At 71.4% G+C, this 23,722-nt stretch carries 23 protein-coding genes; 10 read left to right on the forward strand and 13 right to left on the reverse strand.

Annotated elements, in window-relative coordinates; all coding sequences use genetic code 11:
• Positions 1-100 precede the first annotated feature (100 nt).
• Complete coding sequence (locus tag Raf01_RS27905; protein ID WP_203921003.1) at positions 101-628, forward strand: hypothetical protein; 528 nt, start codon at positions 101-103, stop codon at positions 626-628.
• 7 nt (positions 629-635) lie between these two features.
• On the opposite strand, the gene Raf01_RS27910 is transcribed toward Raf01_RS27905, so the two are convergent.
• Both Raf01_RS27910 and Raf01_RS27915 read right to left on the reverse strand, forming a co-directional pair.
• Positions 636-1,490, reverse strand: coding sequence for an aldo/keto reductase (locus tag Raf01_RS27910; RefSeq protein WP_203921004.1), 855 nt, complete (start codon positions 1,488-1,490; stop codon positions 636-638).
• Between the two features lie 93 nt (positions 1,491-1,583).
• Positions 1,584-1,961, reverse strand: a complete 378-nt coding sequence (locus Raf01_RS27915) for an ArsR/SmtB family transcription factor (protein ID WP_203921005.1) — start codon at positions 1,959-1,961, stop codon at positions 1,584-1,586.
• An 81-nt stretch (positions 1,962-2,042) separates the two neighbouring features.
• Here Raf01_RS27915 and Raf01_RS27920 point away from each other — a divergent pair, with 81 nt between their 5' ends.
• Positions 2,043-3,206, forward strand: coding sequence for an MFS transporter (locus Raf01_RS27920; RefSeq protein WP_203921006.1), 1,164 nt, complete (start codon positions 2,043-2,045; stop codon positions 3,204-3,206).
• 63 nt (positions 3,207-3,269) lie between these two features.
• On the opposite strand, the gene Raf01_RS27925 is transcribed toward Raf01_RS27920, so the two are convergent.
• Entirely contained in the window at positions 3,270-3,749 is a 480-nt protein-coding gene (locus tag Raf01_RS27925) for a hypothetical protein (protein WP_203921007.1), read from the reverse strand.
• A gap of 218 nt (positions 3,750-3,967) precedes the next feature.
• Here Raf01_RS27925 and Raf01_RS27930 point away from each other — a divergent pair, with 218 nt between their 5' ends.
• On the forward strand, positions 3,968-5,323 hold the full coding sequence (locus tag Raf01_RS27930; RefSeq protein ID WP_239133972.1) for an MFS transporter: 1,356 nt from the start codon (positions 3,968-3,970) through the stop codon (positions 5,321-5,323).
• Positions 5,324-5,335: 12 nt separating this feature from the next.
• On the opposite strand, the gene Raf01_RS27935 is transcribed toward Raf01_RS27930, so the two are convergent.
• On the reverse strand, positions 5,336-6,100 hold the full coding sequence (locus tag Raf01_RS27935; protein WP_203921008.1) for a methyltransferase domain-containing protein: 765 nt from the start codon (positions 6,098-6,100) through the stop codon (positions 5,336-5,338).
• A 114-nt stretch (positions 6,101-6,214) separates the two neighbouring features.
• On the opposite strand from Raf01_RS27935, the gene Raf01_RS27940 reads away from it, so the two are divergent.
• Positions 6,215-7,855 carry an MFS transporter gene (locus Raf01_RS27940; RefSeq protein ID WP_203921009.1) on the forward strand — a complete coding sequence of 547 codons (1,641 nt, stop codon included), beginning with the start codon at positions 6,215-6,217 and terminating at the stop codon, positions 7,853-7,855.
• On the opposite strand, the gene Raf01_RS27945 is transcribed toward Raf01_RS27940, so the two are convergent.
• Genes Raf01_RS27945 through Raf01_RS27970 form a run of 6 tightly spaced genes read right to left on the reverse strand, consistent with a single transcriptional unit; the run spans position 7,814 to position 12,893 of the window.
• The gene (locus Raf01_RS27945) at positions 7,814-8,554 is read right to left on the reverse strand and encodes a copper homeostasis protein CutC (RefSeq protein ID WP_203921010.1); all 741 of its coding nucleotides are present in this window, start codon (positions 8,552-8,554) and stop codon (positions 7,814-7,816) included. The genes Raf01_RS27940 and Raf01_RS27945 overlap by 42 nt on opposite strands.
• Complete coding sequence (locus Raf01_RS27950; RefSeq protein ID WP_203921011.1) at positions 8,551-9,636, reverse strand: asparaginase; 1,086 nt, start codon at positions 9,634-9,636, stop codon at positions 8,551-8,553. Before Raf01_RS27950 ends, Raf01_RS27945 begins: the two co-directional genes overlap by 4 nt.
• Positions 9,633-10,514, reverse strand: coding sequence for an amino acid ABC transporter permease (locus tag Raf01_RS27955; RefSeq protein ID WP_203921012.1), 882 nt, complete (start codon positions 10,512-10,514; stop codon positions 9,633-9,635). Before Raf01_RS27955 ends, Raf01_RS27950 begins: the two co-directional genes overlap by 4 nt.
• Positions 10,511-11,155, reverse strand: coding sequence for an amino acid ABC transporter permease (locus Raf01_RS27960; RefSeq protein ID WP_203921013.1), 645 nt, complete (start codon positions 11,153-11,155; stop codon positions 10,511-10,513). Before Raf01_RS27960 ends, Raf01_RS27955 begins: the two co-directional genes overlap by 4 nt.
• Before the next feature lie 16 nt (positions 11,156-11,171).
• A complete protein-coding gene (locus tag Raf01_RS27965; protein WP_203921014.1) occupies positions 11,172-12,146 on the reverse strand; it encodes a glutamate ABC transporter substrate-binding protein in 975 nt (324 codons plus the stop codon).
• 18 nt (positions 12,147-12,164) lie between these two features.
• Positions 12,165-12,893, reverse strand: coding sequence for an amino acid ABC transporter ATP-binding protein (locus Raf01_RS27970; RefSeq protein WP_203921015.1), 729 nt, complete (start codon positions 12,891-12,893; stop codon positions 12,165-12,167).
• A gap of 194 nt (positions 12,894-13,087) precedes the next feature.
• On the opposite strand from Raf01_RS27970, the gene Raf01_RS27975 reads away from it, so the two are divergent.
• The 3 genes from Raf01_RS27975 to Raf01_RS27985 are packed head-to-tail and all read left to right on the forward strand — an operon-like array spanning position 13,088 to position 16,030.
• Positions 13,088-14,242 (forward strand): ROK family transcriptional regulator, encoded by a 1,155-nt coding sequence (locus Raf01_RS27975; protein ID WP_203921016.1) that lies wholly within the window; start codon positions 13,088-13,090, stop codon positions 14,240-14,242.
• A gap of 4 nt (positions 14,243-14,246) precedes the next feature.
• Positions 14,247-15,014, forward strand: a complete 768-nt coding sequence (locus tag Raf01_RS27980) for an SDR family NAD(P)-dependent oxidoreductase (RefSeq protein ID WP_203921017.1) — start codon at positions 14,247-14,249, stop codon at positions 15,012-15,014.
• The gene (locus tag Raf01_RS27985; protein WP_203921018.1) at positions 15,014-16,030 is read left to right on the forward strand and encodes a sigma-70 family RNA polymerase sigma factor; all 1,017 of its coding nucleotides are present in this window, start codon (positions 15,014-15,016) and stop codon (positions 16,028-16,030) included. The genes Raf01_RS27980 and Raf01_RS27985 overlap by 1 nt, the downstream gene beginning before the upstream one ends.
• Here Raf01_RS27985 and Raf01_RS27990 read toward each other — a convergent pair.
• Positions 16,027-16,926, reverse strand: a complete 900-nt coding sequence (locus Raf01_RS27990; RefSeq protein ID WP_203921019.1) for a DUF2268 domain-containing putative Zn-dependent protease — start codon at positions 16,924-16,926, stop codon at positions 16,027-16,029. The two genes, Raf01_RS27985 and Raf01_RS27990, sit on opposite strands and share 4 nt — an antisense overlap.
• Before the next feature lie 311 nt (positions 16,927-17,237).
• On the opposite strand from Raf01_RS27990, the gene Raf01_RS27995 reads away from it, so the two are divergent.
• Positions 17,238-18,674, forward strand: a complete 1,437-nt coding sequence (locus Raf01_RS27995) for an ATP-binding protein (protein ID WP_203921020.1) — start codon at positions 17,238-17,240, stop codon at positions 18,672-18,674.
• 4 nt (positions 18,675-18,678) lie between these two features.
• Here the strand turns inward: Raf01_RS27995 and metG are convergent, their stop codons facing one another.
• Positions 18,679-20,175: a methionine--tRNA ligase gene (gene metG, locus Raf01_RS28000; RefSeq protein WP_203921021.1), complete on the reverse strand. Its 1,497-nt coding sequence runs from the start codon at positions 20,173-20,175 to the stop codon at positions 18,679-18,681.
• Positions 20,176-20,359: 184 nt separating this feature from the next.
• On the opposite strand from metG, the gene Raf01_RS28005 reads away from it, so the two are divergent.
• Positions 20,360-20,881 (forward strand): phosphotransferase, encoded by a 522-nt coding sequence (locus Raf01_RS28005; protein ID WP_203921022.1) that lies wholly within the window; start codon positions 20,360-20,362, stop codon positions 20,879-20,881.
• 45 nt (positions 20,882-20,926) lie between these two features.
• Here the strand turns inward: Raf01_RS28005 and Raf01_RS28010 are convergent, their stop codons facing one another.
• Complete coding sequence (locus Raf01_RS28010) at positions 20,927-21,583, reverse strand: TetR/AcrR family transcriptional regulator (protein WP_203921023.1); 657 nt, start codon at positions 21,581-21,583, stop codon at positions 20,927-20,929.
• A gap of 64 nt (positions 21,584-21,647) precedes the next feature.
• On the opposite strand from Raf01_RS28010, the gene Raf01_RS28015 reads away from it, so the two are divergent.
• Entirely contained in the window at positions 21,648-23,699 is a 2,052-nt protein-coding gene (locus Raf01_RS28015; RefSeq protein ID WP_239133973.1) for a HelD family protein, read from the forward strand.
• Positions 23,700-23,722 lie beyond the last annotated feature (23 nt).

A 23,722-nucleotide genomic window follows, 5' to 3' on the forward strand; every position in this document is an offset into this window, starting at 1 on the left:
CCCGAGCCAGACTGGCCGCCCCCGGATCGTCGCCCGGGATCGTGGCCCGGCCGCCGATCCGGGATCGCGGGGGCCGGTGACCGCCCGTACCGTATCGGTCATGGACGATGCGGGACAACCAGCGCCGATCTGGTGTCTGGTGGCCAATGTGGTTCAGACCCGCAAGTACGGGATCGGTGGCAACGAGGTCCGCAAGGGACTGCGCATCTTCGCCGGCGGCACCCGGGTGTACCTGTCTGGGCTGTTCCACTGCTGGGACGCGTTGCCGGTGGTCGGCCTCAGCCGCCGGCCGCACCGGCTGGTCAACGTCGTGGTGCATGCCCGGTTCCTGACGAACTGGCGGCCACGCATGGTCTACAGCCCGGCCGTGCTGCGCGCCGTCACCGCCGCGGACGTGGGCCTCGACCTGCCGCACCGGTACCGGCAGCACAGCGGCCTCGACCGGGCGGCAGAGGTCGACCGGGCGGCCGGGTGCTACCGGGACTGGCTCGTCGAGGTGGCCGAGAGGCTCACCGCGATCGGCGTCGAGCAGGCGGCCAGGGCACAGGCGGCGCAGGACGCCTATCAGGCGGCCACCGGCGGTGCGGGGTCTCCCTCGACCGCGCGGCCGAGCGCCGACCGCGCCTGATGGAACGCTAAGAGACGAGCGCGTCGGCGCGGTCGGCCGCCGCGATCCGGGCCTCGATCTCGTCCTGCGGCAGCGGCGTGAACTGCTCCGCCGCGGCCAGCGCGTCCGGGTGTATCGACACGTCGCCGGGCATGCAGAACCCGGTGACCGGCTGGGAGAGCGTGAACCGTACCGCCTCGCGGATCGCCGCCGGATCGCGGTGCGGCTCGTACCAGGTCGTCGCGTGGTGATCCTCGGTGCGCCACGGGCCCCGGGCCACCGCCTTGATGGCCATCACGCCCAGGTTGCGTTGCGCCGCCACGTCGAGCAGTGCGGCGAAGTGCGCCCGGTAGTCGGGCAGGGCGAGCATCGGCGCGTTGACCGGCAGCATCACGGTGTCCAGGTCCACCCGCTCCAGCGCGGTGCGGAACAGGCGCGGTACCTGCTGGAAGTGGCCGGTGATGCCGATCGCGCCGACCAGGCCCTCGTCGCGGGCCCGCACCAGCGCCTCGGCGGCACCGCCCGGGGCGAGTACGGCGGCCAACTCCTCGTCGGAGTTCACCGCGTGCATCTGGTACAGGTCGAACCGGTCGGTGCGCAGCTTGCCCAGCGAGCGCTCCAGTTCGGCGCGGGCACCGGCGGCATCCCGTTGCAGGGTCTTGCACGCGACGAACATCCCGTCCCGGTACTGGGGCAGCACCTCGCCGGCGAGGTCTTCGGCCATGCCGTACTGCGGGGCGATGTCCAGGTGGTTGACGCCGGCCGCGACCGCCCGCTCGAAGGCGGCGGCCACCACATCGACGGTGGTCTCCCAGAACGCGGCGCCGCCCAGGATCGCGACGCTGGATTCGTGGCCGGTCCGGCCGAGTGCTCGACGCTCCATGGGTCGATCCTGGCACACCCAGTGATCCGTCGCGCGGATCAAGGTCACGTTTCCTCGCCGGTGCCGGCGACCACGCTGTCTGTCGCCGGCCCGCTATGCGCCGATGGCCGTCACGCCGCGGGCCGCCGACCACTCGTCGAGGACGTCGCGCCCGGACGCGACCGCGAGGTCGAGCAGTCCGGGAAAGCGCCGGTCGAGGTCGGACCGGCGCAGCCGGTTCAGCCGGCGGGTGCCCTCATCGCGCTGGCGGATGACCCCGGACTCGCGCAGCGTCCGGAAGTGCCCGCTCTGCGTGGACTTGCTGACCGGCAGCGCGAACGTGGTGCAGGCCAGCTCGCCGTCGGGTTCGACCTCGGCCAGCCGGGCCACGATGGCCAGCCGCACCGGGTCGGACAGCGCCGCCGTCACCTCGGTGAAGCGCAGCTCGTCGCGGTCCGGGTGGACGAGGTCGGTCGCGGTACGGCTTGCCATTCCCCGATGGTACCCCAGCATGTTCGCGGTTTCCGAACATCTGCTATGTTCGAGAAACTTGAACATGATGGGAGGGGCTCGATGTCTCGGTGGCGATTCTGGGCCTGCGCGTACACATTGCTGATCTTGGTGACCGGAACCAACCTGCCGACTCCGCTGTACCGCGCCTATGAGGCACGGTTCGGCTTCTCCCCGCTCACGTTGACGTTGATCTTCGCCGCCTACGTGTTCGTGCTGATCCCGTCGCTGCTGATGGTCGGGCCGCTGTCGGACGCCGTCGGGCGGCGCCGGGTACTGCTGCCCTCGGTCGGCGTGGCGGCGCTGGGATCGCTGGCCTTCGCTCTGGCCGGCGGCACCGGCTGGCTGTTCGCCGCGCGGCTGCTCCAGGGGCTCGCGGTGGGCGCCGCCTCGGGGGCGCTGACCGCGGCGCTGACCGAACTGGAGCCCCGCGGCGACCGGCGCCGGGCGGCGCTGGTGTCCACGGTGGCCTCGGTGGGCGGGCTCGCGCTGGGGCCGCTGCTGGCCGGTTTCCTCGCCCAGTACGCCCCGGCGCCGCGCGTCCTGCCGTTCGTGGTGGAGCTGGTGCTGCTGGTACCCGCGGCGCTGGCCATGGCCACCCTGCCGGCCACCGGTACCACCTCCGCCGGCTGGCGTCCCCGGAGGCCGCAGTTGCCGGCGGCCGTCCGGCCCGCGTTCGCGACCGGCGGTATGGCGAGTTTCCTGGCGTTCGCCGTGGTCGGGCTGTTTCTCACTCTGGTACCGACCTACGTGACCGCCCTGTCGCACAGCGGCAACCTGCTCGTCGGCGGCGCCGCGGTGGCGTTGATGCTGACCTGTTCGGCCCTGGCCCAACTGGCCGGGTACGGCCGCACGCCGCACCAGCTGGCCGTCGCCGGCCTGCCGTTGCTCACGGTCGGGCTGGTGCTGCTCGCCGTCTCCGGCAGCGTCTCGTCTCTTCCGCTGCTGCTCGCCGCGACCGCGGTCGCGGGCGTCGGCCAGGGCCTGACCTTCCTCGGCGGCCTCACCGCGGTCAACCACGCGGCACCGGAGGGTCGCCGGGCCGACGTGCTGTCCAGCTTCTACGTCGTCATCTATCTCGGAGTCGGCCTGCCGGTCGTCGGGGTCGGCTTCCTCACCACCGAGGTCGGCCTGCTGGTCGCCGTGCGGTACTTCGCCGCCACCGTCGCCGCGCTGTGCCTGGTCGTGCTCGCCGTGCTGGCCGCGAACCGGGACCGCGCCCGGTGATCCGGGCGCGGTGGCGGCGCTTTGTGCGCGGTGCTTTGTGCGCGGTGGCAGTGCGGGGGACCGTCAGGGGTGGGCGGGCAGTGTCGCCGGCTTCGCGGACCGGGCGAAGTGGCGATTCGCGCTCGGCGTGTACATGGCGACCGATGCGACCACCACGCACGCGATGTGCAGCAGCCGTACGGCGACGAAGGCCCAGGCGATCCGGCCGGTCTCGCCGCTGAGTGCCTCGGTGACGGACTGTCCGTCGAGAAGCGACATGACGGCCGGTACCACCAGGGACGCCAACCCGACGCCGGTCAGCAGCACGGTCAGCGCGGTCCGGGCCCAGCGCCGGCCCCGGGCGAAGTGAACGGTGAGCGCCAGCGCGACCGAGTAGACGACCAGCCGCAACCCGACGTCCGCCCAGAGGCTCGGGCCGAACTGGTCCTGCCGCACGGCGTGTGTGACCGCGAGTACCGACTCGGCGGCCCCGGCCGCCACGGCGGCCGTCCACGCGCCGACAGCGAGTCGCACGGTCGAGGGAGAAGAAGCAGTAGTAGTCATGCCACAGACGATGCCGTCCGGACCGGCGCTGATCGATCCGGTCAGCGTCAGACCTGTCTTCGGGTTGTCCCTACCATCGGCCGGGCGTCTTCGCGCCGGGCGCCTTGGGCCGGGGGCTTTCGCGCCGCGCGCTTTCGCGGTGGGCGTCTTCGGCCGGGCGCCGGGCACCGGGCGACAACCCGGTGCCGTTCTCGGGAGCGTCCTGATAGCTTCGCCTCGTGACGGGGGATCAAGGGATCGAGCAGGGCCGGGATCCGGTGGGCGACCAGCGGCAACGACTCGACGGCCGATTCGCGAAGTTCTGGGCGGCGAGCACCACGTCCGCGCTCGGCAGCGGCCTCGCCACGATCGCCGCGCCGCTTCTGGTCGCCTCCCGGACCAACGACCCGTTGATCGTCTCCGCCGGATTCGGTGTGTCCTGGCTGCCGTGGCTGCTGTTCTCGCTGCCCGGCGGCGTACTCGTCGACCGGGTCGACCGGCGGAAGCTGATGGTGTTCATCGACGCGGTACGGGTCGTCGCGATGGCGGTCCTCTCGCTGGCCATCGTCGCCGGGCACGCCAGCATCGCGCTGCTGTACGCCGTGCTGTTCGTGGTCAACACCGGTGAGGTCGTCTTCCGTTCGGCGAGCCAGTCGATGATCCCGTCGGTCGTGCCGCGCTCACTGCTGGAACGCGCCAACGGCTGGCTGGCCGGTGGCGTCACGCTGACCCAGGGCATGCTGGCCGGGCCGCTGTCCGGATTCCTGTTCGCCGTCGCGGTGAGCATCCCGTTCCTCGTCAACGCCGGAACGTACGCCGCCAGCGCCGTACTCATCGCGCTCGTCGCCGGCGTGTACCGGTCAGGCGCCGTGCCGCAAAACAGCGTGCCCTCAAGCGGCGTGCCCTCAAGCGCGGACGGTGAGCCGGACGGGCGGACGACCGTACGGGGCCAGATCGTCGAGGGCTTCCGTTGGCTGATCCACCAGCGGCTGCTGCGTACCATGGCGGTCCTCATCGGGCTGCTGAACCTCACGCTCACCGCCGCGGTCGCGGTGCTGGTACTGCTCGCGAAGGACCGGCTGCACCTCGGCGCGGTCGGGTACGGGCTGCTGCTGACGTGCATGTCGGTCGGGGGCATCGTCGGCTCCGTCATCGGTGACCGGCTCATCAAGTGGGTCACCGCGACCTGGACGATCCGGATCGGGCTGCTGATCGAGGCCGGCATGCACCTCGCCCTGGCCGCGTCCCGCAGCGCGTACTTCATCGGCTTCGCGCTGTTCGCTTTCGGCGTGCACGGATCGCTGTGGAGCATCGCGGCAAGCTCGCTGCGCCAGCGACTCACCCCGCCGGAGATGCTCGGCCGGGTGTCCAGTTCGACGCTGTTCATCTCGGCCGGCGGCAACTGCGTCGGTGCGGTGCTCGGTGGTGTGGTCGCGGCCGACTTCGGCATCACCGCGCCGTACTGGGTGGGTTTCGTGGTCGCGGTGGTGGTGACGGCGGTGACCTGGCGGGTGTTCAACCGCGCGGATGTCGCCCGGGCGTACGCCGAGCCGGAGCACCGCGATTCCGTCCCGCAGGCGAGCGCGGCCGCCTGAGACCGGGCGGGGTCAGGCGTTCGCGGTCTCCGGCTTGCGCGCCTCGATCAGGAACCGGGTGGAGTGCGCCACGAACGGGCCTTCGGCCTCGATCAGGTCGTGCATCGCGGCGAGCCGCTCCCGGTACCGCTCGACCGTGAAGCCGGGGACGATCCAGATGACCTTGCGCAGGAAGTAGGCCACGGCGCCGACGTCGTGGAACACGGCGCGCAGGGTCGCCTCCCGCAGGTCGACCACCGACAGCCCGGCCGCCCGCGCCGCCGCCTCCGCCAGTTCCGGCTCGCGCCCGGACTGGCCGCGCGGCCACCGGCCGAGGAAGAAGTCGGTCAGCTCGATGACGCTGTCCGGGCCGACCTGCTGGGAGAAGTAGGTGCCTCCGGGAGCCAGTACCCGGGCGATCTCCGCCCACGGAGTGCTCACCGGGTGCCGGCTGACCACCAGGTCGAACGCCCCGGAGCGTAGGGGCAGGTGCGTTCCGTCGTCACCGACGACCCGGACCCCGCGGGGAGCCAACCGAGCGGCGGCCCGGGCGAGATTCGGCGGCCAGGACTCGGTGGCCGCGGTGACGGCGGGCAGCTCGGGTACGCCGGCGAGCACCTCACCGCCGCCGGCCTGCAGCTCGACGGCGACCCGGGCGCGGGCCATCCGCTCGGCCATCATCCGCGCGTATCCCCAGCCGGGGCGCTCCTCGGTCGCCCGGCCGTCCAGCCAGGAGAAATCCCAGCCCTCGACGCTCGCCGAGGCGGCCTCATCGATCAACTCGTCGAACGTGGACATCCGGCGATCATGGCACGGGAGGCGCGCCGCCGCGACACGATAACTCTCCCGCGACGCGAAGAAGGCCGCGACGTGATTTGACCTGAACCCCACTTCACCATCGATGATCTGTCGATGGGACAGACCACGGCACCGGCCGCCCGTCCGGCGTCAACCCGACTCGGACCGTACGGGCGGGTGCTCCGCCAGCCCGTGCTGCGCCGGATCCTGCCGGGGATGCTGGTCTCCGCGCTCGGTGACGGGATGAGCCTGGTCGCGGTGGCCTGGCTCGCGGTTCAGATCGCGCCGCAGGGTCAGCGGGGTGCGTGGACCGGGCTCGCGGTCGCCGCGTACTCGCTGCCGGCCACGGTCGGCGCCGCCGTACTCGGCCGGCTGGTTCGCGGGCTGCGCGGGGTACGGCTGGTGGCGGTCGACGCGTCCCTGCGGGCGGTGGTGCTGGGTACCGTCGCGGCGCTCGCGGTGGCGGGTGTGCTGAGCCCGGTCGGGTACGTGGCGCTGCTCGCCGTGTCGTCGCTGATGCACGCGTGGGGCAACGCCGGGACGTACACGGTGATCGCCGAGCAGTTGCCGGACGGCGGCGACCGGGTGGCCGGCAACGCGCTGGTGTCCACGTTCACCCAGGCGGCGATCGTGGTCGGCCCGGCACTGGCCGGCGGCCTGACCGCGGTGCTCGGCCCGGGTTGGGTGATCGGGGCGGACGCGGCGAGCTTCGCGGTGCTGGCGGCCTGCTGCGCCTTCACGTCCGGAGCCAGCTCCCGGCCCGCGCCGGCCGGTGCGGGTGCGCTGCCGGCCGGGCAGGCGGAGCCGGCTGTGCAAGCGGAGCCGGCCGGGCAGGCGGAGCCGGCTGTGCAGGCGGAGCCGGCCGTCGAGCCTGTCGTCGAGGCGGCTGTCACAGAGCGGTCGGCTGTCGAGGGGCGGCCGGCTGTCGAAGAGGGATCGGCCGCCGGGGCGGAGCCGGCGGAGACGAGCGGCTGGCGGGTCATTCTCGGGCATCCGCAACTTCTCGGGCTGACCGCGGTGACGTGTGTGTTCTTCTTCCTGTACGGGCCGGTCGAGGTCGCCCTGCCGATCCACGTCGCCGACGACCTGCACGGTTCCCCGAGCCTGCTCGGCGCTTTCTGGGCCGTGTTCGGCGTCGGCGCGGTTCTCGGTGGTCTCGGCGCCGGCCTGGTACGCAACCGTCCACTGTGGATAGTAGTGGTCGGCATCATCATCGGCTGGGGGGCGGCGCTGCTGCCGGTCGGGCTCATCCATGCCGCGGTACCGGGGATCGTCGGGTTCGGCGTCGGCGGCCTGATCTACGGCCCGTTCCTGGCCATCTGTACCGCGCTGTTCCAGCGCACCAGCCCGCCCCGGGTACTGAGCCGGGTGCTGGCCACCCGCGCCGCGCTCACCGGGCCGTCCGCCGCGCTCGGCACGTTGCTGGGCGGCCCGGCCGTCGGCGCGATCGGTGGCCGGCAGACGCTGCTCGCCTCCGCGCTGTCCACCATCGCCCTGGGCGTCGTGGTGGCCGCGGCCATCGCCGCGAGCCGGGCGCGGGCCGCCCGGCCACCGTCGGGCCGGGTGCGTCCCGAGCCGGCCGATGCGTCGCGCCGGCCGTGGGCTGAGCCGGCCGATCCGTCCGGCCAGCCGCGGGCTGAGTCGGCCTTGGCTGAGCCGGCCGATCCGTCCGGCCAGCCGCGGGCTGAGTCGGCCTTGGCTGAGCCGGCCGGGTCAGCCGGCGGCGGACATCATCCGGCCGACCAGATCCGCTGACGTGTTCGACCGCTGGTACTCGGACTTGTGCAGGGTGCCGCCCATCAGCGGCACCGGGTTGCGGTAGAGCGCCGGGCTGTCCGCGGAGACCATCGCGGTGAAGTGCAGCTCGTGGACGCCGGTCTCGGCGAGGATCCGGGCGATGTTCCGCTCGTTGACTCCGCCGCCGGCCATCACCACGATGCGGTCGCCGGCCCGCTTGACCAGTTCCGCGATCAGCGGCGCACCCTCCAGCACACTGCTCTCCTGCCCAGAGGTCAGCACCCGGTCGACGCCCAGCTCGATGAGCTGTTCCAGCGCGGCGTACGGGTCGCGAACCATGTCGAAGGCCCGGTGGAACGTGATGCTCGCGTCTCCGGCCGCCTCGATAAGGCGTCGAGTCGTCTCGACGTCGATGTCGCCCTCCGGGGTCAGCGCACCGATCACGATGCCGTGCGCCCCGGCCGCCACCGCCGCCCGTACGTCGCGGACCATCGTCTCGATTTCCCGCGAGGAGTAGATGAAGTCGCCGCCGCGCGGGCGCACGATGACGTGTACCCGGATGCGGCGCACGCTGCTCACCGCCGTCTCGATGGTGCCGATGCTGGGCGTGAGTCCGCCGTCGAAGAGCGCGGCGCACAGCTCGACCCGGTCGGCGCCGCCCTGCTCCGCCGCCACCGCCGCATCGGCGCTGTCGATGCAGATCTCGAACGTGGTCATCGATCCTTCTTCCCATTGCTTGTGGCGGCGTTGCTTGTGGCGGCGTTGCTTGTGGCGGAATTGCTCGTGGCGGCGTTGCTCGTCGCGCCCTGCCCGATTGTTCCGGAGGCGCCGGTAAAGCCTTCGATGAAGCCCTCGACGGCGCCGACCGGCTGGCCGCCCCCGAGGACGGGCAGGCTGCGCAGCGCCTCGGCACCCGGCGTCGGCACCCCGGCCGCCTCCAGGGCCGCCAGCGCGATCAGGGTGGTGGCGCGCGGGCTGCCGTCGATGGCCTTGACCGCCACCGCGTACCCGTCGCGGGTCGCCGCCGCGAGTACGCCCTCGGCGCCGCCCTTGGCGATCATCCCGGGTACCGCGCGCATCAGCGCGGTGTTCGGGTGCCCGTCCCAGCCGCCGACGTACTCCGGGTACCCGCGCATCGCCGCCGCCACCTCGGCCTCCGGGCTGCCCGCCGGAGCGAGCGCCAGCGCCTGGAACCCGGCGGCCAGGCCGCGCAGCGGCAGCCCGAACAGCGGCGCCCCGCAGCCGTCGACGGCCACGTGCGTCACCGCGGTACCGGTCACCCGCTCCACGGTGTCGCGTGCCTCCCGCTGCACCGGGTGCTCCGGGTCCAGGTACCCCTCGTCGGTCCGCCACGAGTGCGCCGCGGCGGCCGCGAGCATCGCCGCGTGCTTGCCCGAGCAGTTCATCCGTATCCGCTGCGGCCCCTCGCCGGCCCGGATCATCCGCAACCGGGTCGCCTCGTCTTCCGGCCAGTCGACCGGGCAGCGCAGCGCCTCGACCGGCAGGCCGGCGGCGGCGAGGATCGCCGTCACCACGGTCGCGTGCCGGTCGTCGCCGGTGTGGCTGCCGGCCGCGATCGCCAGCGCCGGGCCGCTCAGCGGTGCTCCGGCGGTCAGCGTGGCCAGCGCCTGCAACGGCTTGAGCGTGGAGCGGGGCAGCACCGGTTCATCGGGGACTCCGGCCGCGAGCACCACGTCACCGGCCGGGTCGAGGACGACGACGCTGCCGTAGTGCCTGCTTTCCACGAAACCGTTGCGGGTCACCCGGGCCAGTTCGGCGTACCGGTCGTCGAGGCTCACACCATACCTCCGCGTTGAGAAACCAGTGGCGGTACCGCATCCCGGCTCGCCGAGCGCTGCCGCCGCCCGAACAACCGGCCACCGCGGGCCTGCAGTACCCGGGCGAACTTCGACAGCGACGCGTTCACGATGAGGTACAGCAACGCCACCATCAGGAATGTCTGGATCAGCAGGTGGGTGAAGGAAGACAGCACCTGCCCGCTGTAGAGCAGTTCGGTGTAGCTGACCACGAAGCCCAGCGAGGTGTCCTTCAACAGACCCACGAGCTGGCTGACCAGTGTCGGGGCCAGTCGCAGCACGGCCTGGGGCAGGACGACCAGCCGCATGACCTGCCAGGGGCGCAGGCCGATGGCAAGCCCCGCCTCGGACTGGCCGCGGGGCAGCGCCCGGATGCCGGCCCGGAAGATCTCGGCGAACGCGGCCGAGTTGGACACCACCAGCGGCAGGACCAGCTTCCAGAACAGAGAGAAGTTCAGGCCGTAGTGCGGCAGCGCGAACAGGGTCACGTAGATGAGCAGCAACGCCGGTACGGTACGGAAAATCTCCACGTACGCGCCGGCCAGGTACCGCGGCACCCGGCGCCGGGACAGCCGACCCAGGGCCAGCAGCAGGCCGAACGCGCCGCCGAGCACCGCGGTCGCGGCGGCTGCGCGAAGCGTGGCCCACAGGCCGGTCAGCAGGTAGCGCCAGATCGGCCACTGGGAGAACGGCTGCCACCGGGCGGCGGCCAGCTCACCGTGGTCGGCGAACTGCCGGACGGCGAGGGCGATCGCGGCGACCACGACCACCGCACCGACCACGGTCGCGATTTTGATCCGGCGCCGCCCGCGCGGCCCCGGTTCGTCGAACAACAGCTTCTGGTCGTTTCTCGTGCTCATCGGACGATCGCCAGCTTCCGCTCGAGCCTGCCGGTGGTGAACCCGATGATGAGCGCCATCAGCATGTACGCGATGCCGGCCCCGGTGAACACCTCGATCGGCTGAGCCTCGACCAGGTTGACGTTGTTCGCCGCCTGGGTCAGCTCCACCACTCCGACCGCCGCCGCCAGCGACGTGTTCATCAGCAGCGCGATGCAGATGTTGCCGATCGGCTGGATGACCGCGCGCAGGGCCTGCGGCAGGATCACGTGGCGCAGGGACTGGCTGAAGGTCAGGCCGATGGCCCGGGCCGCCTCGGCCTGGCCCACGGCCACGGTATTGATGCCGGCCCGTATCGCCTCGGCCATGTACGCGCCCTCGTAACACGCGATGACGATGGCGGCCGAGGTGAACAACGGGAACGTGATGCCGATCTGCGGCAGTGCGAACACGAACAGCACCAGCAGGGCCAGCAGCGGCAGGTTCTGGAGTACCTCCACGTAGACCAGCCCGATGCCACGCAGCATCGGCACGGGCGTGATCCGCAGGATCGCGACGATGATGCCGATCAGGAGCGCGGCGATGGTGGTCACGACGGTCAACTCGACCGTCGTGACCACCCCGTGGCCGAGCTCACTGAGGTGCCCGGTGAGCGCATTCATGGCAGTCGGCTATCCCTCAGGATCCCTGGGCGGAGCCGATCGCGGGCGGGGTGGGCGTGGTGCCCTGCACGACCGAGCCGAGCGTGGCCTGCCAGACCTTCGCCCAGGTACCGTCCGCCTCGATCTTCTTCAGCCAGTCGTTGACGAACGCCTTGAACTGGGCGTCGTCGTGGTTGAGTCCGATCCCGTACGGCTCCGTGGTGAACGGCTGTCCGACCACCTTGATGGCCGGGTTCGCCTTCGCGTCCGAGGCAAGCAGGGTCAGGTCCTGCACGTACGCGACGCCACGCCCCTGGGTCAGGGCCTGCACCGCCTCCGGGTCGGTACCGAACGCGACCTGCTTCGAGCCGGGCGCCGCCGTCGGCAGCTCGGTGACGGCCGGAGTGTTCGCACCGACGATCACCGTCTTGCCGGCGAGGTCCTTGACGCTGTGGATGCTGTTGTCGCCGGCCTTGACCGCGACCGCGAGGCCGGAGGACATGTACGGGCCGGCGAACGCGACCTGCTGGGCCCGCTCCGGCGTGATGGTGTACGTGTTGAACACCGCGTCGACCTGCTTCGACGACAGCATCGCCTCACGGGTCTGGGTGCCGATCGTCACCGTCTTGACGTTGGTCTTGCCGGTGATGTATTTCGCCAGCAGCTTCGCCATGTCGGCGTCGAAGCCCTCGATCTTGCCATTCGTCGGGTCCTGCTGGGACAGCAGCGGCGCGTCCAGCGCGGCGCCGATGGTCAGCACGCCCTTCTGCTTGATCATCGCCATCGTGCTGCCGGCCGGGATGTCGGCCGCGGACGCCACCGGTGCGTTGTCGTACACCGACTGGGCAAGCACGCCGCTGCCACCGAGCCCGTTGCCCGGTGCCGAACCGGCCGCGCTGCCGCCGCCCGACGAACTGCTGCCGCAGGCCGCGAGGGCCAGGGCGGCGGCGGCCGACACGGCCGCCATGGCCACGGTCCGGCGTGGACCGAGGCGCTTTCCGAAAATAGACATGTCGCTCTCTCCGAGGGGTCAGTGCGGAAGAATCTTGGATAGGAAGTCCCGCGCGCGCTCGGTGCGTGGCGCGGAGAAGAATTCGTCAGGGGTACCGGTCTCGACGATCCGGCCGTCATCCATGAAGATCACGCGATCGGCCGCACGCCGGGCGAAGCCCATCTCGTGCGTCACCACGATCATGGTCATGCCCTCGGCGGCGAGGGAGACCATGACGTCGAGGACCTCGTTGACCATTTCCGGGTCCAGCGCCGAGGTCGGCTCGTCGAACAGCATGACCTTGGGGTGCATGGCCAGCGCCCGCGCGATCGCCGCGCGTTGCTGCTGGCCGCCGGACAGTTCGGCCGGGTAGTTGTCCGCCTTGTCGCGGATGCCGACCCGGTCGAGCAGCGCGAGCGCCTCGGCCCGCGCCTCCGACTTGGACATCCGGCGGACCTTGGTCGGGCCGAGCATGACGTTCTCCAGCACCGTGCGGTGGCCGAAGAGATTGAACGACTGGAAGACCATGCCGACGTCGGCCCGCAGCCGGGCCAGTTCGCGACCCTCCGCCGGCAGTGGCCGGCCGTCGATGTCGATGCTGCCCTGACCGGCCACCTCCAGCCGGTTCAAGCACCGGCACAGGGTGGACTTGCCGGAGCCGGACGGCCCGACGACCACGACCACCTCTCCGGCGGCCACCTCAAGATCAACATCCTTGAGTACGTGGTGGTCGCCGAACCACTTGTTGAGCTGCCGGACCGCCACCATAGGCGGCTCGGGCCGGTCTGCCCGTGCCGTCTGACGCGGCAGATCTAGCGGAGGGCTTGCGGACATAGCAACCCTCTTCCTCCAGCAATCGAACGAAGTTCTTGTGTTCCTGAACTATCTCACGCCATCTAAGGCACCTGCCAGAACCAAGTCAACAGCTTGCCGAAAAAAGCCCACGGTGCTAAGAACCAGACGTGACCGTCGACGACGCACCGGGATTCGCCGCCAGAGGCAGTGCTCGCGATCTGCTGCGCCTGGTCGCGACCGGTGCGGCGGAGAGCCGGGCGGATCTCGCCCGACTGTCCGGTCTGTCCCCGTCGACCGTTTCCCAGCGGGTCGAAACGCTCATCGGCGACGGGTGGTTGCGCGAGGTCGGCGAGGGCAAGTCGCGGGGCGGGCGGCGGCCACGCCACCTGGAGATCCCCGGCGACGGGGGAGTGATCGGCGCGATCGACCTGGGCGCGCACCACGCCCGGGTGGCCACACTCGACCTGTCCGGGCACGTGATCGCGTCGAAGTCGATGGCGGTCGAGGTGCACGACGGGCCCGAGCCGGTGCTCGGCAAGTTGCTCGCCGCGGTCACCGAGTTGGTCGGTTCGGGGACCGGAGCGGCGTTGCGCGGCATCGGCGTCGGTGTCCCGGGGCCGGTCGAGCACAGCGCCGGCCGGATCGTGTCGCCGTCCCGGATGCCCGGGTGGAACGGCTTCGACGTGTACCGCTTCTGTACCGATCGCGTCGAAGTGCCGATAGCGGTGGACAACGACGCGAACCTGATGGCCCTTGGTGAGCACCGCTCGGCCCGCGCCGACCTTGACCACGCGGTATACGTCAAGGCCGGCACCGGCATCGGCGCCGGCGTCATCTCGGGCGGCCAGCTCTATCGCGGCGCACAGGGATCGGCCGGCGACATCAGCCACTGCCGGGTCGTCTCGGCCGACCCGGCGCCACTGTGCAGCTGCGGCAACACCGGCTGCCTGGAGGCGGTCGCGAGCGGTGCCGCGCTCGTCCAGGCGCTGGCCGAACGCGGGATACCGGTGACCAGCCCGGCCGATGTCATGCGGCTGGTCGACCACGGCGACCCGCACGCCACCGCGATCGTGCGCTCTGCCGGCCGGTACATCGGCGAGATCCTGTCCGTGGTGGTGAACTTCTTCAACCCGCAGGCGGTGTTCATCGGCGGCCTGCTGGCCGACTGCGAGCCGTTGCTGGCCAGCATGCGGGCCTCGCTGTACGAACGGTGCCTGCCGCTGGCCACTCAGACGCTGCTCATCGAGCGCCTGTCCACCGGCGTCGACGCGGGGATCCTCGGCGCCGCGCAGCTCATCATCGACCGCATCATCGAGAGCTGAGCCAATGACAGTTCTGGACGCGTTCTCGCTGGCCGGCAAGGTCGCCGTGGTCACCGGCGCCAGCCGGGGCATCGGCCGGGCCCTGGCGCAGGCGCTGGGGGAGGCGGGTGCCGCGGTCGCGGTGACCGCCCGCACCGCCGAGCCGGCCCAGCGGGCCGCCGACGAGTTGCGGGCGGCCGGCATCAACGCGCTGCCGGTGAGCCTCGACGTCACGGATCCGGCCCAGGTCGACCGGATGGTCGAGCGGGTGAGTGACGGGCTGGGCCCGATCGACGTACTGGTCAACAACGCCGGCATCAGCATCGGCCGGGCCGCCCTGGACACACCGGAGCAGGTGTGGCGCGAGGTGCTGGCCACGAACCTGGACGGCGTCTGGTATTGCTGCAAGGCGGTCGGTGCGCAGATGGTGGCCCGGGGCTCCGGAAGCATCGTCAACGTCGGCTCGATGTCCGGCATGATCGTCAACCGGCCTCGGTGGCAGCCGCCGTACCTGGCGTCGAAGGCCGCCGTGCACCAGCTGACCAAGGCGCTGGCGGCGGAGTGGGCGCCGCACGGGGTACGGGTGAACGCGGTGGCTCCCGGATACATCCTGACCGAGGCGTCACCGGTGGATCAGCCGGAGTACCGGGAGTGGTGCGTGGAACCGGCGGCGATGAAGCGCTACGGCCTGCCCGAGGAGTTGGGTCCCGCGGTGGTCTTTCTGGCCAGCCGGGCGTCCAGCTTCATGACCGGCTCCGTCGTGGTCATCGACGGCGGCTACACGTTGTTCTGATGGACGGGCGGCTGCAGGAGTTCCGGGGCGACCTCACCGGGTACTGCTACCGGATGCTCGGCTGCCCGTTCGAGGCCGAGGACGCGGTACAGGAGACCCTGGTGCGGGCCTGGCGGAACTTCGACCGGTACGACGACTGCCGCTCGCCGCTGCGGTCGTGGCTGTACGCCATCGCAACCAACGTCTGTCTCGACATGGTGCGCGGCGCCCGGCGGCGCGCCCGCGCCATGGATCTGTGCCCCGCGTCGCGGGCCGGCACGCCGCCGGGTGATCCTCTGCCCGCCAGCGCCTGGGTCCACCCGATCCCCGACAGCCGCATGCTGCCCGCGAACGGCGACCCGGCCGAGCCGGTCGCCGGGCGCGAGACGGTCCGCCTGGCGTTCATCGCGGCGCTCCAGCTCCTGCCGCCCCGCCAGCGCGCCGTGCTGATTCTGCGTGACGTGCTGTGCTGGACCACCGCCGAAGTCTCGGGCCTGTTGAACACCAGCGTCGTGTCTGTCACCAGTGCGTTGCAGCGCGCCCGGGTCAACCTGCGGGCGGCCGGCGTCACACCGGGCGGCCTCCCGGCGGTGCCGGCCGGGCAGCGGCGGCTGCTCGACCGGTACTGCGCGGCTTTCGCGGAGTACGACGTCGAGACGCTCGTGTCGCTGCTGCGCGAGGACGCCACCATGTCGATGCCACCGTTCGCCTGGTGGCTGCGCGGTCGCGAGGAGATCCGCCGTGCGCTGCTCGGCGCGGGGCGGCCCTCCGACGGCGTCCGGCTGGTGCCGACCGTGGCCAACGGCTCGCCCGCGTTCGGGCAGTACCGGGCGGCCGGACCGGACGGTGGGTACCGGCCGTTCGCGCTTGTCGTCCTCGAACTGTCCGGCGACCTGATCCGGGACACCACCACCTACCTCGACGCCGAGCGGCTGTTCCCGCTGTTCGGCCTGCCGGCCGAGATCCCCGGTACCGGCAGCGACGAGTTCGCCGTCGCCGCGTCGCACCAGGGGAAAAGCGAACTGCGCATCAGCTAGCGGCCCGACGCGCCCTCGCGGCGGAGCGCGGTGGCGATTATCTCCGAGCTCGCGGCGTGCAGGGCCTGTGCCGCCGTCTGCCCCGTCGCGGCGAGATAGGTGTCGACCAGCCTGTTGCCGACGGCGTACCCGGCCCCGGTCGGCAACCCCACCGGAGTGACGCCGAAGCGCTCCGCGTTGGCGTCGCCGTGTACCCAGGCCGTGAAGTTCTGCATGCCGGTCACGTCGAGGCCGGACACCACCTTGGCGAAGACCGCCTCGTCGTGGAGGTGTGGCACGCCGATGCGGGTGTGGCCCAGTTCGTCGCCGTAGAGCTGGCGGGCGAACGCGTCGGCCAGCCCCTCGGAGACCACGTGCTCGCCGACCGTGACGGTCGCCGGGTTCCACACGACTCCGCCCGGGCTGTAGCGCAGGTTGTGGTTGAGCTCGTGCACCGCGGTGGCCTCCAGCCGTTCCAGGTTCTCGGGGAAAGGCCAGAGCGTGATCAGGATGTAGCCCGATATTCCGCCGTTTCCGGTGAGGCCGAGGCTGGGGCCCATGAAGTGAGCGTCGCCGGGGTCGCCGAGCACGACCAGCACGGTGATGGCCGGGACCTCCAGCCCGGGCGTTGCCATCAGCTGCGCGGCAAGTGCGGCGTCAAGGGCCCCCTGTATCCGGTCCCAGGCCCCGGCCGCCGCCAGCGTCTCGAGTGCGTCGAGGCAACGCTCCTCGTCGCGGTCGAGGGGAAATCCGGACGCCCACCGGTGCATGGTCACCAGATCGACGTCTCCCGGGAAGAATCGGTACATGCCCTTCACGGGCTCGAGCATCGAACGCAGCATGGTGACCCGGTCCGCGGCCGGGGCCCGCAGGACTTGTTTCATTGCCGAGTAGCTGTCCAGCACGGTGATCGTCATGTCGGCCGACGCTAAACACTGACGCAACGTCAGGGTCAACCCGAAAACGAGACGCATGCCCGGGAGAGAAATGTAACCGGAAATGTAACCGGCTAGGCGGAAATGTAACCGATCCCGAGTTACATTTCCGCTGTACCGGCCGGGCGACCAGTGTGACCCTGGCCGGTTGGTGCCCGATCGCCCGGCCACGACCGGCCCTGCGAGCGGCCGAAATGCCCGGAGAATTCCGCCGATCGGAGCGGTTGCGTGGCGCGCTGGGCAATGTGACTTCGGTGCTGGAAATGTAACTCGCCACCGGTTACATTTGGCCGGTGGTCGACGACTTGAGTGATCTCGTCCGTACTCTCCGCGCCTCCGGCGGCGACACCACCGATGTCGAAGTCAAGTCCGCCGGCGGCGGGCTCCCGGCATCGCTCACCGCGTCGCTGAGCGCTCTGGCCAACCTTCCTGGCGGCGGCACCATCATTCTCGGGCTGGACGAGCGCGCCGGATTCCGGCCGGTCCGCCTGGCCGATCCCCAAACCCTCAAACAGGGGCTCGCCGCGAAAGCGCGCAGCTTCACGCCTCCGGTGCGACTCACGATCACCGACGGCATCGTGGACGGCGAGCCGGTCGTGGTCGCCCGAGTGCACGAATGCGATCTGTCCAACAAGCCCTGCCGGGTCACTTCGACAGGGGACGCCTACATCCGCGGGTACGACGGGGATTTCCGGCTCTCGGATCTGGAAGTTCAGGGGTTCTTCTCGGCCAGGCAACCTCCCTTGTTCGATCGGAAGCCGGTCGACGGTGCCAGTGCCGATGATCTCGACCCCGATCTGGTCGCGTCGTACCTGGCGACCGTCCGCGAACGCGATCCCACCGGGCTCGGCCGGTTCTCCGACGACACAGAGCTGCTTCGCCGTGCTGGCGTCATCCTCGCCGGAGGACAGCCCACGGTCGCCGGCCTGCTTGCCCTCGGCCGACATCCTCAGCAGTTCTTCCCGCGTTACGTCATCCAGGCGTCCGCCGAGCCGCGGCCCGGCGATCCACCCGCCGTCCGTGCCCGCAATCAGGCCACCATCACAGGTCCGATCCCGCGGATGCTGGACGCCGCCCTTGCCTGGGCACGCCGCAGCTTCGACACCGCCATCATCACGAATCCCGACGGCAGCGTGACGGACCAACCCGGCTACCCGCTCATCGCGTTTCGGGAGGTCATCGCCAACGCCTTGATCCACCGCGACCTGGACCACTGGTCTCAGGCGTTCGCCGTCGAGGTCCGCCTACGCCACGACCGGCTGGTCGTGACCAATCCCGGCGGTCTGTACGGCATCACCGTCGACAGGCTCGGCCACGACGCCATCACGTCCGCGCGTAACGCTCAGCTCATCGCGATCTGCCAGCATGTCCGCTCGCTCGACACCGGCGGGCGGGTCATCGAGGCTCTGGCCACCGGGATCCCCACCATCACCTCGGCGCTGGCAGACCAGGGGTTGCCGGCAGCCCAGTACATCGACGCCAGCATCCGGTTCACGGTCATTCTCCGCTCTGCGGTGGCCCGCCAGAAAACCACCGACCTCGGCTCCACAGAGGTCCGGGTCTACGAGGCGTTGAGGGACGAGCCCCGCACCGTCGCCGACCTGGAGGTCTCGCTGGCATTGACTGGGCCGAACATCCGCAAGGCGCTGCGCAGCCTGCGCGGGCACGGGTACGTGCGGCAGGACGGCGGCAAGGGCCGCACCACCACGTACCGGAGGGTCGACGGATAGCCCCTCAGGCGTCGATGCGCGGAAACAGCGGCTCCGCCGGCGGAAGCAGCCCGCCGACCGGAGTGCACTGCGCCAGTACCCGGGCCGACGCGTCCGGCAGGAACGGCGCGAGCCGCTCGCCGAGGAAGCGGCACGCCTCGACCAGACCCGACAGGCAGTCGTTCAGCCGCTCGCTCGCGTACGGGTCGCCCGCACGCTCGGCCCGCGCCAGTTCCCAGGGGCGTTCCCGCTCGATGTACCGGTTCGCCTGCTCGACGATCGTCCACACCGCCGCGATCGCGCGCCGGAAATCCAGGTCCGCCAAGGCTTCCGCCACCACCTCGGGTACGGCGCGGCAGGTCTCCGGCAGGTCGCCGAGCACCCGCGCCGGGTCCGGCCGGCCGTCACGGTACCGGTGAACCATCGTCACCACCCGGTTGACCAGGTTTCCGATCCCGCCGGCCAGATCCTCGTTGGCGCGGCCGACCATCCGGGCGACCGTGAAGTCCGCGTCGCCGACCCGGGGCACCTCCCGCAGCAGCCACCAGCGCACCGCGTCCGTCCCGTACCGGTGAACCAGCTCGACCGGATCCACCCGCGTGCCTGACGACTTGCTGATTTTCCGGCCGTCGACGGTGAGGTAGTCGTGCACCAGGATGTCGGTCGGCAGCGGCAGCCCGGCGGACAGCAGCATCGCCGGCCAGTACACCGCGTGGAAGCGCAGCACCCCCTTGCCGATCACGTGTACCCGCCGGTCCGCTCCGGCCCACCAGGTCTGGTAGGCGCGCTCGTCGCCGCCGTAGTCGAGGCTGGTCAGGTAGTTGCCGAGCGCGTCCCACCAGACGTAGACGACCTGCCCGTCATCGCCCGGGACGCTGATGCCCCAGCCCCGCGCTCGGGCCTGCGAACGGGAGACGGAGAAGTCGCGCAGGCCGCCCTCGATGAAGGACAGCACCTCGTTGCGCCGGCCCGCCGGTTCGATCCGCAGCCGGCCGCACGCGATGGCCTCATGAATCCGGTCGGCGTATCGGGACAGCCGGAAGAACCAGTTCTCCTCGGCGATCCGGGTGGGCGGGACCCGGTGCTCCGGGCAGCATCCGCCGTCGAGTTCGTCCTCGGTCAGGTAGTGCTCGCAGCCGACGCAGTACAGCCCCTCGTACCGGGCCCGGTACAGGTCCCCGGCGGCGGCGCAGGCGTGCCACAGCCGCCGTACGCCGGTTTCGTGGCGCGGGTCGCGGCTGGTGCGGATGAAGTCGTCACAGGACAGTGCGAGGGGTCCGCGGAGCGCGGCGAACGCCTCGGCGTTGCGGTCCACGAATTCCCGCACGGGTACGCCGGCCGCCTGCGCCGCCAGCACGTTCTTCAGCGAGTTGTCGTCGGTACCGGTCAGCAACCGCACCTCGTCGCCGCGCTGCCGATGGTGCCGGGCCAGCACGTCGGCCTGTACGGCTTCGAGGGCGAAACCCAGGTGCGGTGCGGCGTTGACGTACGGGATCGCGGTGGTCAGGTACACACGGGTCATCGATGCTCTCCTGTCGGCGAGGAGGCCCCGGAGCGCCGACTGAGGAAAACGCGTCGAGGCCCCGTCTGACGGAGCCTCGCGAATGTTCTCGTCGCGCGTGTCAGCCCCGTTGGCGGGGCATCATGGCCTGGCGCGGCGAGCAAGTCACGCGACGAGGCTAGCAGGGCCGGATAGCGTGTGTCGCATGGAAATCGAACCGCTCGACGGGACCTGGCAACGGGTGCCCAGGCTCGATGCGGTGGCCGCGGTGGCTCGGCTGGCAGAGCTGACCGGGGTCCGGCTGGCGATCGAGGGCCCGTGCGGCGGCGGGGAGGTGGGCGCGGCCTACGTCCGGTGGCCGGAAGGCCGGCGCTCGGTTCTGACCTCGGGTAGCCCGGGCAGCGTGGAACTGGTCGCGGACTATCACCCGGACAACCTGCTTGTCCACAATGGACACATCGCCGCGGTGGTCGACTGGGACGGTGCGGGACGCGGCGACCGCCACTTTGACCTGGTGACCCTGCGGTTCGATCTGAGCCGGCGGGCGCCGGAGCTGACCGGGTGGCTGGACGGGCTGCTGCGCGACGCGATACCGGCTGGCCGGCTGCGCGCGTACTGGGCGCACATGAGCCTGCGCCTGGTCGACTGGAGCATCCGCCACCACGGCCCGGCCGCGGTCGACGACTGGCTGTCCATCGCCGAAACCGGAATCCGAACGTCGGGGTGAGGTGGGCTGCTCCGACCGTGAGGCCGGGCGCGGCCGGGACAGGGGCTAGCCCAGACCGGAGGCGAGCAGCCGGAATGCGTTGCCGGCGGAGGTCTTCGCCGACTCGTACAGCGCGTCGGCGGTCTCGCCAGCGGACAGGCGGCGCCAGTTCTCGCGGGCCAAAACGCGCTGCACCGCGATGATCTGCGCGGCGGCCAGCCGGGCCGTGAGGCCGTCGGGGGCGTGCCCGGTCTCGGCGTGCCCGCTCTTGGTGAGCGCGGTCTCGGTGAGCGCAGCGGCCAGCGCCTCCTCGTCCCGGGCGATGTACGCGTTCATGCGCGCCGACAGGCTGGCGGTCGAGAAGACCAGATTGTGGAAGGCGAGGACCTGGGGATGGTCGTTGAGGCCGGTGACCGGGTCCCGGCGGGCGAGGCCGTCCAGGAAGTGGTCGCGCAGCGCGGTCAGCGGCGCCCGGTGGGTCGGACGCTGCCGTACCACCCGCGCCGCCTCCCCCTCGTGGTCCGCGATCCGGTGCAGGACCAGGTCTTCCTTGGTGGGGAAGTAGCGGAACAGGGTGGGCTTGGAGATCTCGGCGGCCGCCGCGATGTCCGCGACCGACACGCGATCGAAACCGTGCTCCAGGAACAGCGAGATCGCGGCGGAGGACACGGCGTCGTGGGTGCGCTGCCGCTTGCGTTCTCGCAAGCCCGCCCGGTCTGCCACGGATCGAGCGTACCATTGCTGTAACCCGGTTAATATTGTTACCGAGTTACGATATCCTGTCCAGGTGCGAGCCCCCCAACGTGACCGGCTCGACCGCGACTTCGCGGACGAGCTGGAGTTCCTGACCCGCGTCCGGCGCGCGTTGGCCTGGATGCTGGAGCACGCCCAGATGCGGGTCGCCACCGGCGATCAGGTGGCCGGCGACCGGTACACCGCCGAGCGGCTCGGCCGGATGCTCAAGAGCTACGCCAAGGAGCTGGCCGAGGAGCCGGACAGCCCGCTGTACTTCGGGCGGCTGCGGTTCGGCGACGGGCCGGACGCCGACGAGCACCGCAACCAGAGCTACTACCTCGGCCGGCGGCGGATCACGGACGATACCGGCCAGCCGCTGGTCATCGACTGGCGGGCGCCAGTGTCGTCGCGCTTCTACCGGGCCAGTGCCCGCGACCGGCAGGGCGTGGCCGCCCGGCGCCGGTTCGGCTGGACGGCGCACCATCCGGTGCGGCTGACCGGCTTCGAGGACGAGCACCTGGACCGGGGCGAGGAGCTCGGTACGGCCAGCCAGCTGCTGACCGCCGAGATCGAACGCCCTCGGGTCGGGCCGATGCGCGACATCGTGGCCACGATCCAGCCGGACCAGGACGAGCTGGTACGCGCCGACCTCGACCGCTCGCTGTGCGTACAGGGCGGGCCGGGTACCGGCAAGACAGCCGTCGGCCTGCACCGCGCGGCGTACCTGCTCTACGTCCACCGCCGGCAACTCACGCACAACGGTGTCCTGGTGGTCGGCCCCAACCCGGCGTTCCTGCACTACATCTCTGCGGTGCTTCCGGCGCTCGGCGAGGTGGACGTGCGGCAGCTCACCCTCGACGAGGTGCTCGGCGAGACCCCGCCGCGGGCGGTGGACACCGACGAGGCCGCCCGCGTGAAGCACGACGCGCGGATGGCGGCCGTGCTGCGCCGGGCGCTGTACGCCCAGATCACCGAGCCCGTCGAGCCGGTCGTGGTACCGGTCGGCTCGTACCGGCTGCGGGTGACCGTCACCGCGCTGGCCCGCCAGGTCGTCAGGATCCGCGTCGAGGACGTGCCCTACGGCGTCGGCCGCGAGCGGCTACGCGCCCGCATGGTGGCCATGTTCCAGCGGCAGTTGGAGGCCCACGGTGAAACCCCGACCAGGCGGTGGCTGGACACGATCGGCCGCGCCCGTCCCGTGGTGGCGGCGCTCGACCGGGCCTGGCCGAAGGTACGCCCCGACGAACTGCTCACCGCGTTGCTCAGCGATCCGGACGCGCTCGCCCGGGCGGCGGACGGCCTGCTGACCGCCGAGGAGCAGAAGGCGATCCGGTGGCAACACAAGCCGCGCTCGTACAAGAGCGCGAAGTGGTCCGCGGCCGACCAGGTGCTCCTCGACGAGATTGCCGGGGCCATCGAACACCCGGCCAGCTACCGCCACATCGTCATCGACGAGGCGCAGGACCTGTCCGCCCTGCAGTGCCGCGCGCTCGCTCGGCGCAGCGCGCACGGCTCGCTGACCGTGCTCGGCGACCTGGCACAGGGCACCAGCCCGTGGGCCGCGAGCGACTGGCACGAGCAGCTGGCGCACCTGGGCAAGGCCGACTCCCCGGTCGAGGCGCTCACCGTGGGCTTCCGGGTACCCGCGGTGGTGCTGGCCTTCGCCAACCGGCTGCTGCCCGGGCTGCACGTGGCGGCACCGCCGACCCGGTCCCTGCGCACCGACGGCGCGCTGCGGGTGCGGCACGCACCCGACCTGCCGTCCGCCACCGTCGCCGCGGTTGGCGCCGCGCTCGAACACGAGGGCTCGATCGGCGTGATCGCGACGGACGCGTTGCTGGCGACCCTGTCCGCGGCCCTGCGCGCCGCCGGCATCGCGGTCAACGCGGCCGAGGAGGACAGTCCCGACCGGCGGGTGACCGTGCTGCCCGCGGCGCTCGCCAAGGGGTTGGAGTTCGACCACGTGATCGCGGTCGAACCAGACGACATCGTGCGTGCCGAACCGCGCGGGCTCAACCGGCTGTACGTGGTGCTCACTCGTGCCGTCTCCCGGCTGGACGTGCTCCATTCCCGGCCGCTGCCCGCGCTCCTCGCCGACGGTTAGGCGCGCTCCCGCCGATCGGCAGG

Origin of the sequence: Rugosimonospora africana, assembly GCF_016862975.1 — a bacterium.
GTDB lineage: Bacteria > Actinomycetota > Actinomycetes > Mycobacteriales > Micromonosporaceae > Rugosimonospora > Rugosimonospora africana.

Bases quoted from the DNA above. Each gene is read 5' to 3' on its own strand.
- Raf01_RS27905 (WP_203921003.1), top strand. From the start codon at position 101: ATGGACGATGCGGGACAACCAGCGCCGATCTGGTGTCTGGTGGCCAAT.
- Raf01_RS27910 (WP_203921004.1), bottom strand. From the start codon at position 1,490: ATGGAGCGTCGAGCACTCGGCCGGACCGGCCACGAATCCAGCGTCGCG.
- Raf01_RS27915 (WP_203921005.1), bottom strand. From the start codon at position 1,961: ATGGCAAGCCGTACCGCGACCGACCTCGTCCACCCGGACCGCGACGAG.
- Raf01_RS27920 (WP_203921006.1), top strand. From the start codon at position 2,043: ATGTCTCGGTGGCGATTCTGGGCCTGCGCGTACACATTGCTGATCTTG.
- Raf01_RS27925 (WP_203921007.1), bottom strand. From the start codon at position 3,749: ATGACTACTACTGCTTCTTCTCCCTCGACCGTGCGACTCGCTGTCGGC.
- Raf01_RS27935 (WP_203921008.1), bottom strand. From the start codon at position 6,100: ATGTCCACGTTCGACGAGTTGATCGATGAGGCCGCCTCGGCGAGCGTC.
- Raf01_RS27940 (WP_203921009.1), top strand. From the start codon at position 6,215: ATGGGACAGACCACGGCACCGGCCGCCCGTCCGGCGTCAACCCGACTC.
- Raf01_RS27945 (WP_203921010.1), bottom strand. From the start codon at position 8,554: ATGACCACGTTCGAGATCTGCATCGACAGCGCCGATGCGGCGGTGGCG.
- Raf01_RS27955 (WP_203921012.1), bottom strand. From the start codon at position 10,514: ATGAGCACGAGAAACGACCAGAAGCTGTTGTTCGACGAACCGGGGCCG.
- Raf01_RS27960 (WP_203921013.1), bottom strand. From the start codon at position 11,155: ATGAATGCGCTCACCGGGCACCTCAGTGAGCTCGGCCACGGGGTGGTC.
- Raf01_RS27965 (WP_203921014.1), bottom strand. From the start codon at position 12,146: ATGTCTATTTTCGGAAAGCGCCTCGGTCCACGCCGGACCGTGGCCATG.
- Raf01_RS27970 (WP_203921015.1), bottom strand. From the start codon at position 12,893: ATGGTGGCGGTCCGGCAGCTCAACAAGTGGTTCGGCGACCACCACGTA.
- Raf01_RS27980 (WP_203921017.1), top strand. From the start codon at position 14,247: ATGACAGTTCTGGACGCGTTCTCGCTGGCCGGCAAGGTCGCCGTGGTC.
- Raf01_RS27985 (WP_203921018.1), top strand. From the start codon at position 15,014: ATGGACGGGCGGCTGCAGGAGTTCCGGGGCGACCTCACCGGGTACTGC.
- Raf01_RS27990 (WP_203921019.1), bottom strand. From the start codon at position 16,926: ATGACGATCACCGTGCTGGACAGCTACTCGGCAATGAAACAAGTCCTG.
- metG (WP_203921021.1), bottom strand. From the start codon at position 20,175: ATGACCCGTGTGTACCTGACCACCGCGATCCCGTACGTCAACGCCGCA.
- Raf01_RS28005 (WP_203921022.1), top strand. From the start codon at position 20,360: ATGGAAATCGAACCGCTCGACGGGACCTGGCAACGGGTGCCCAGGCTC.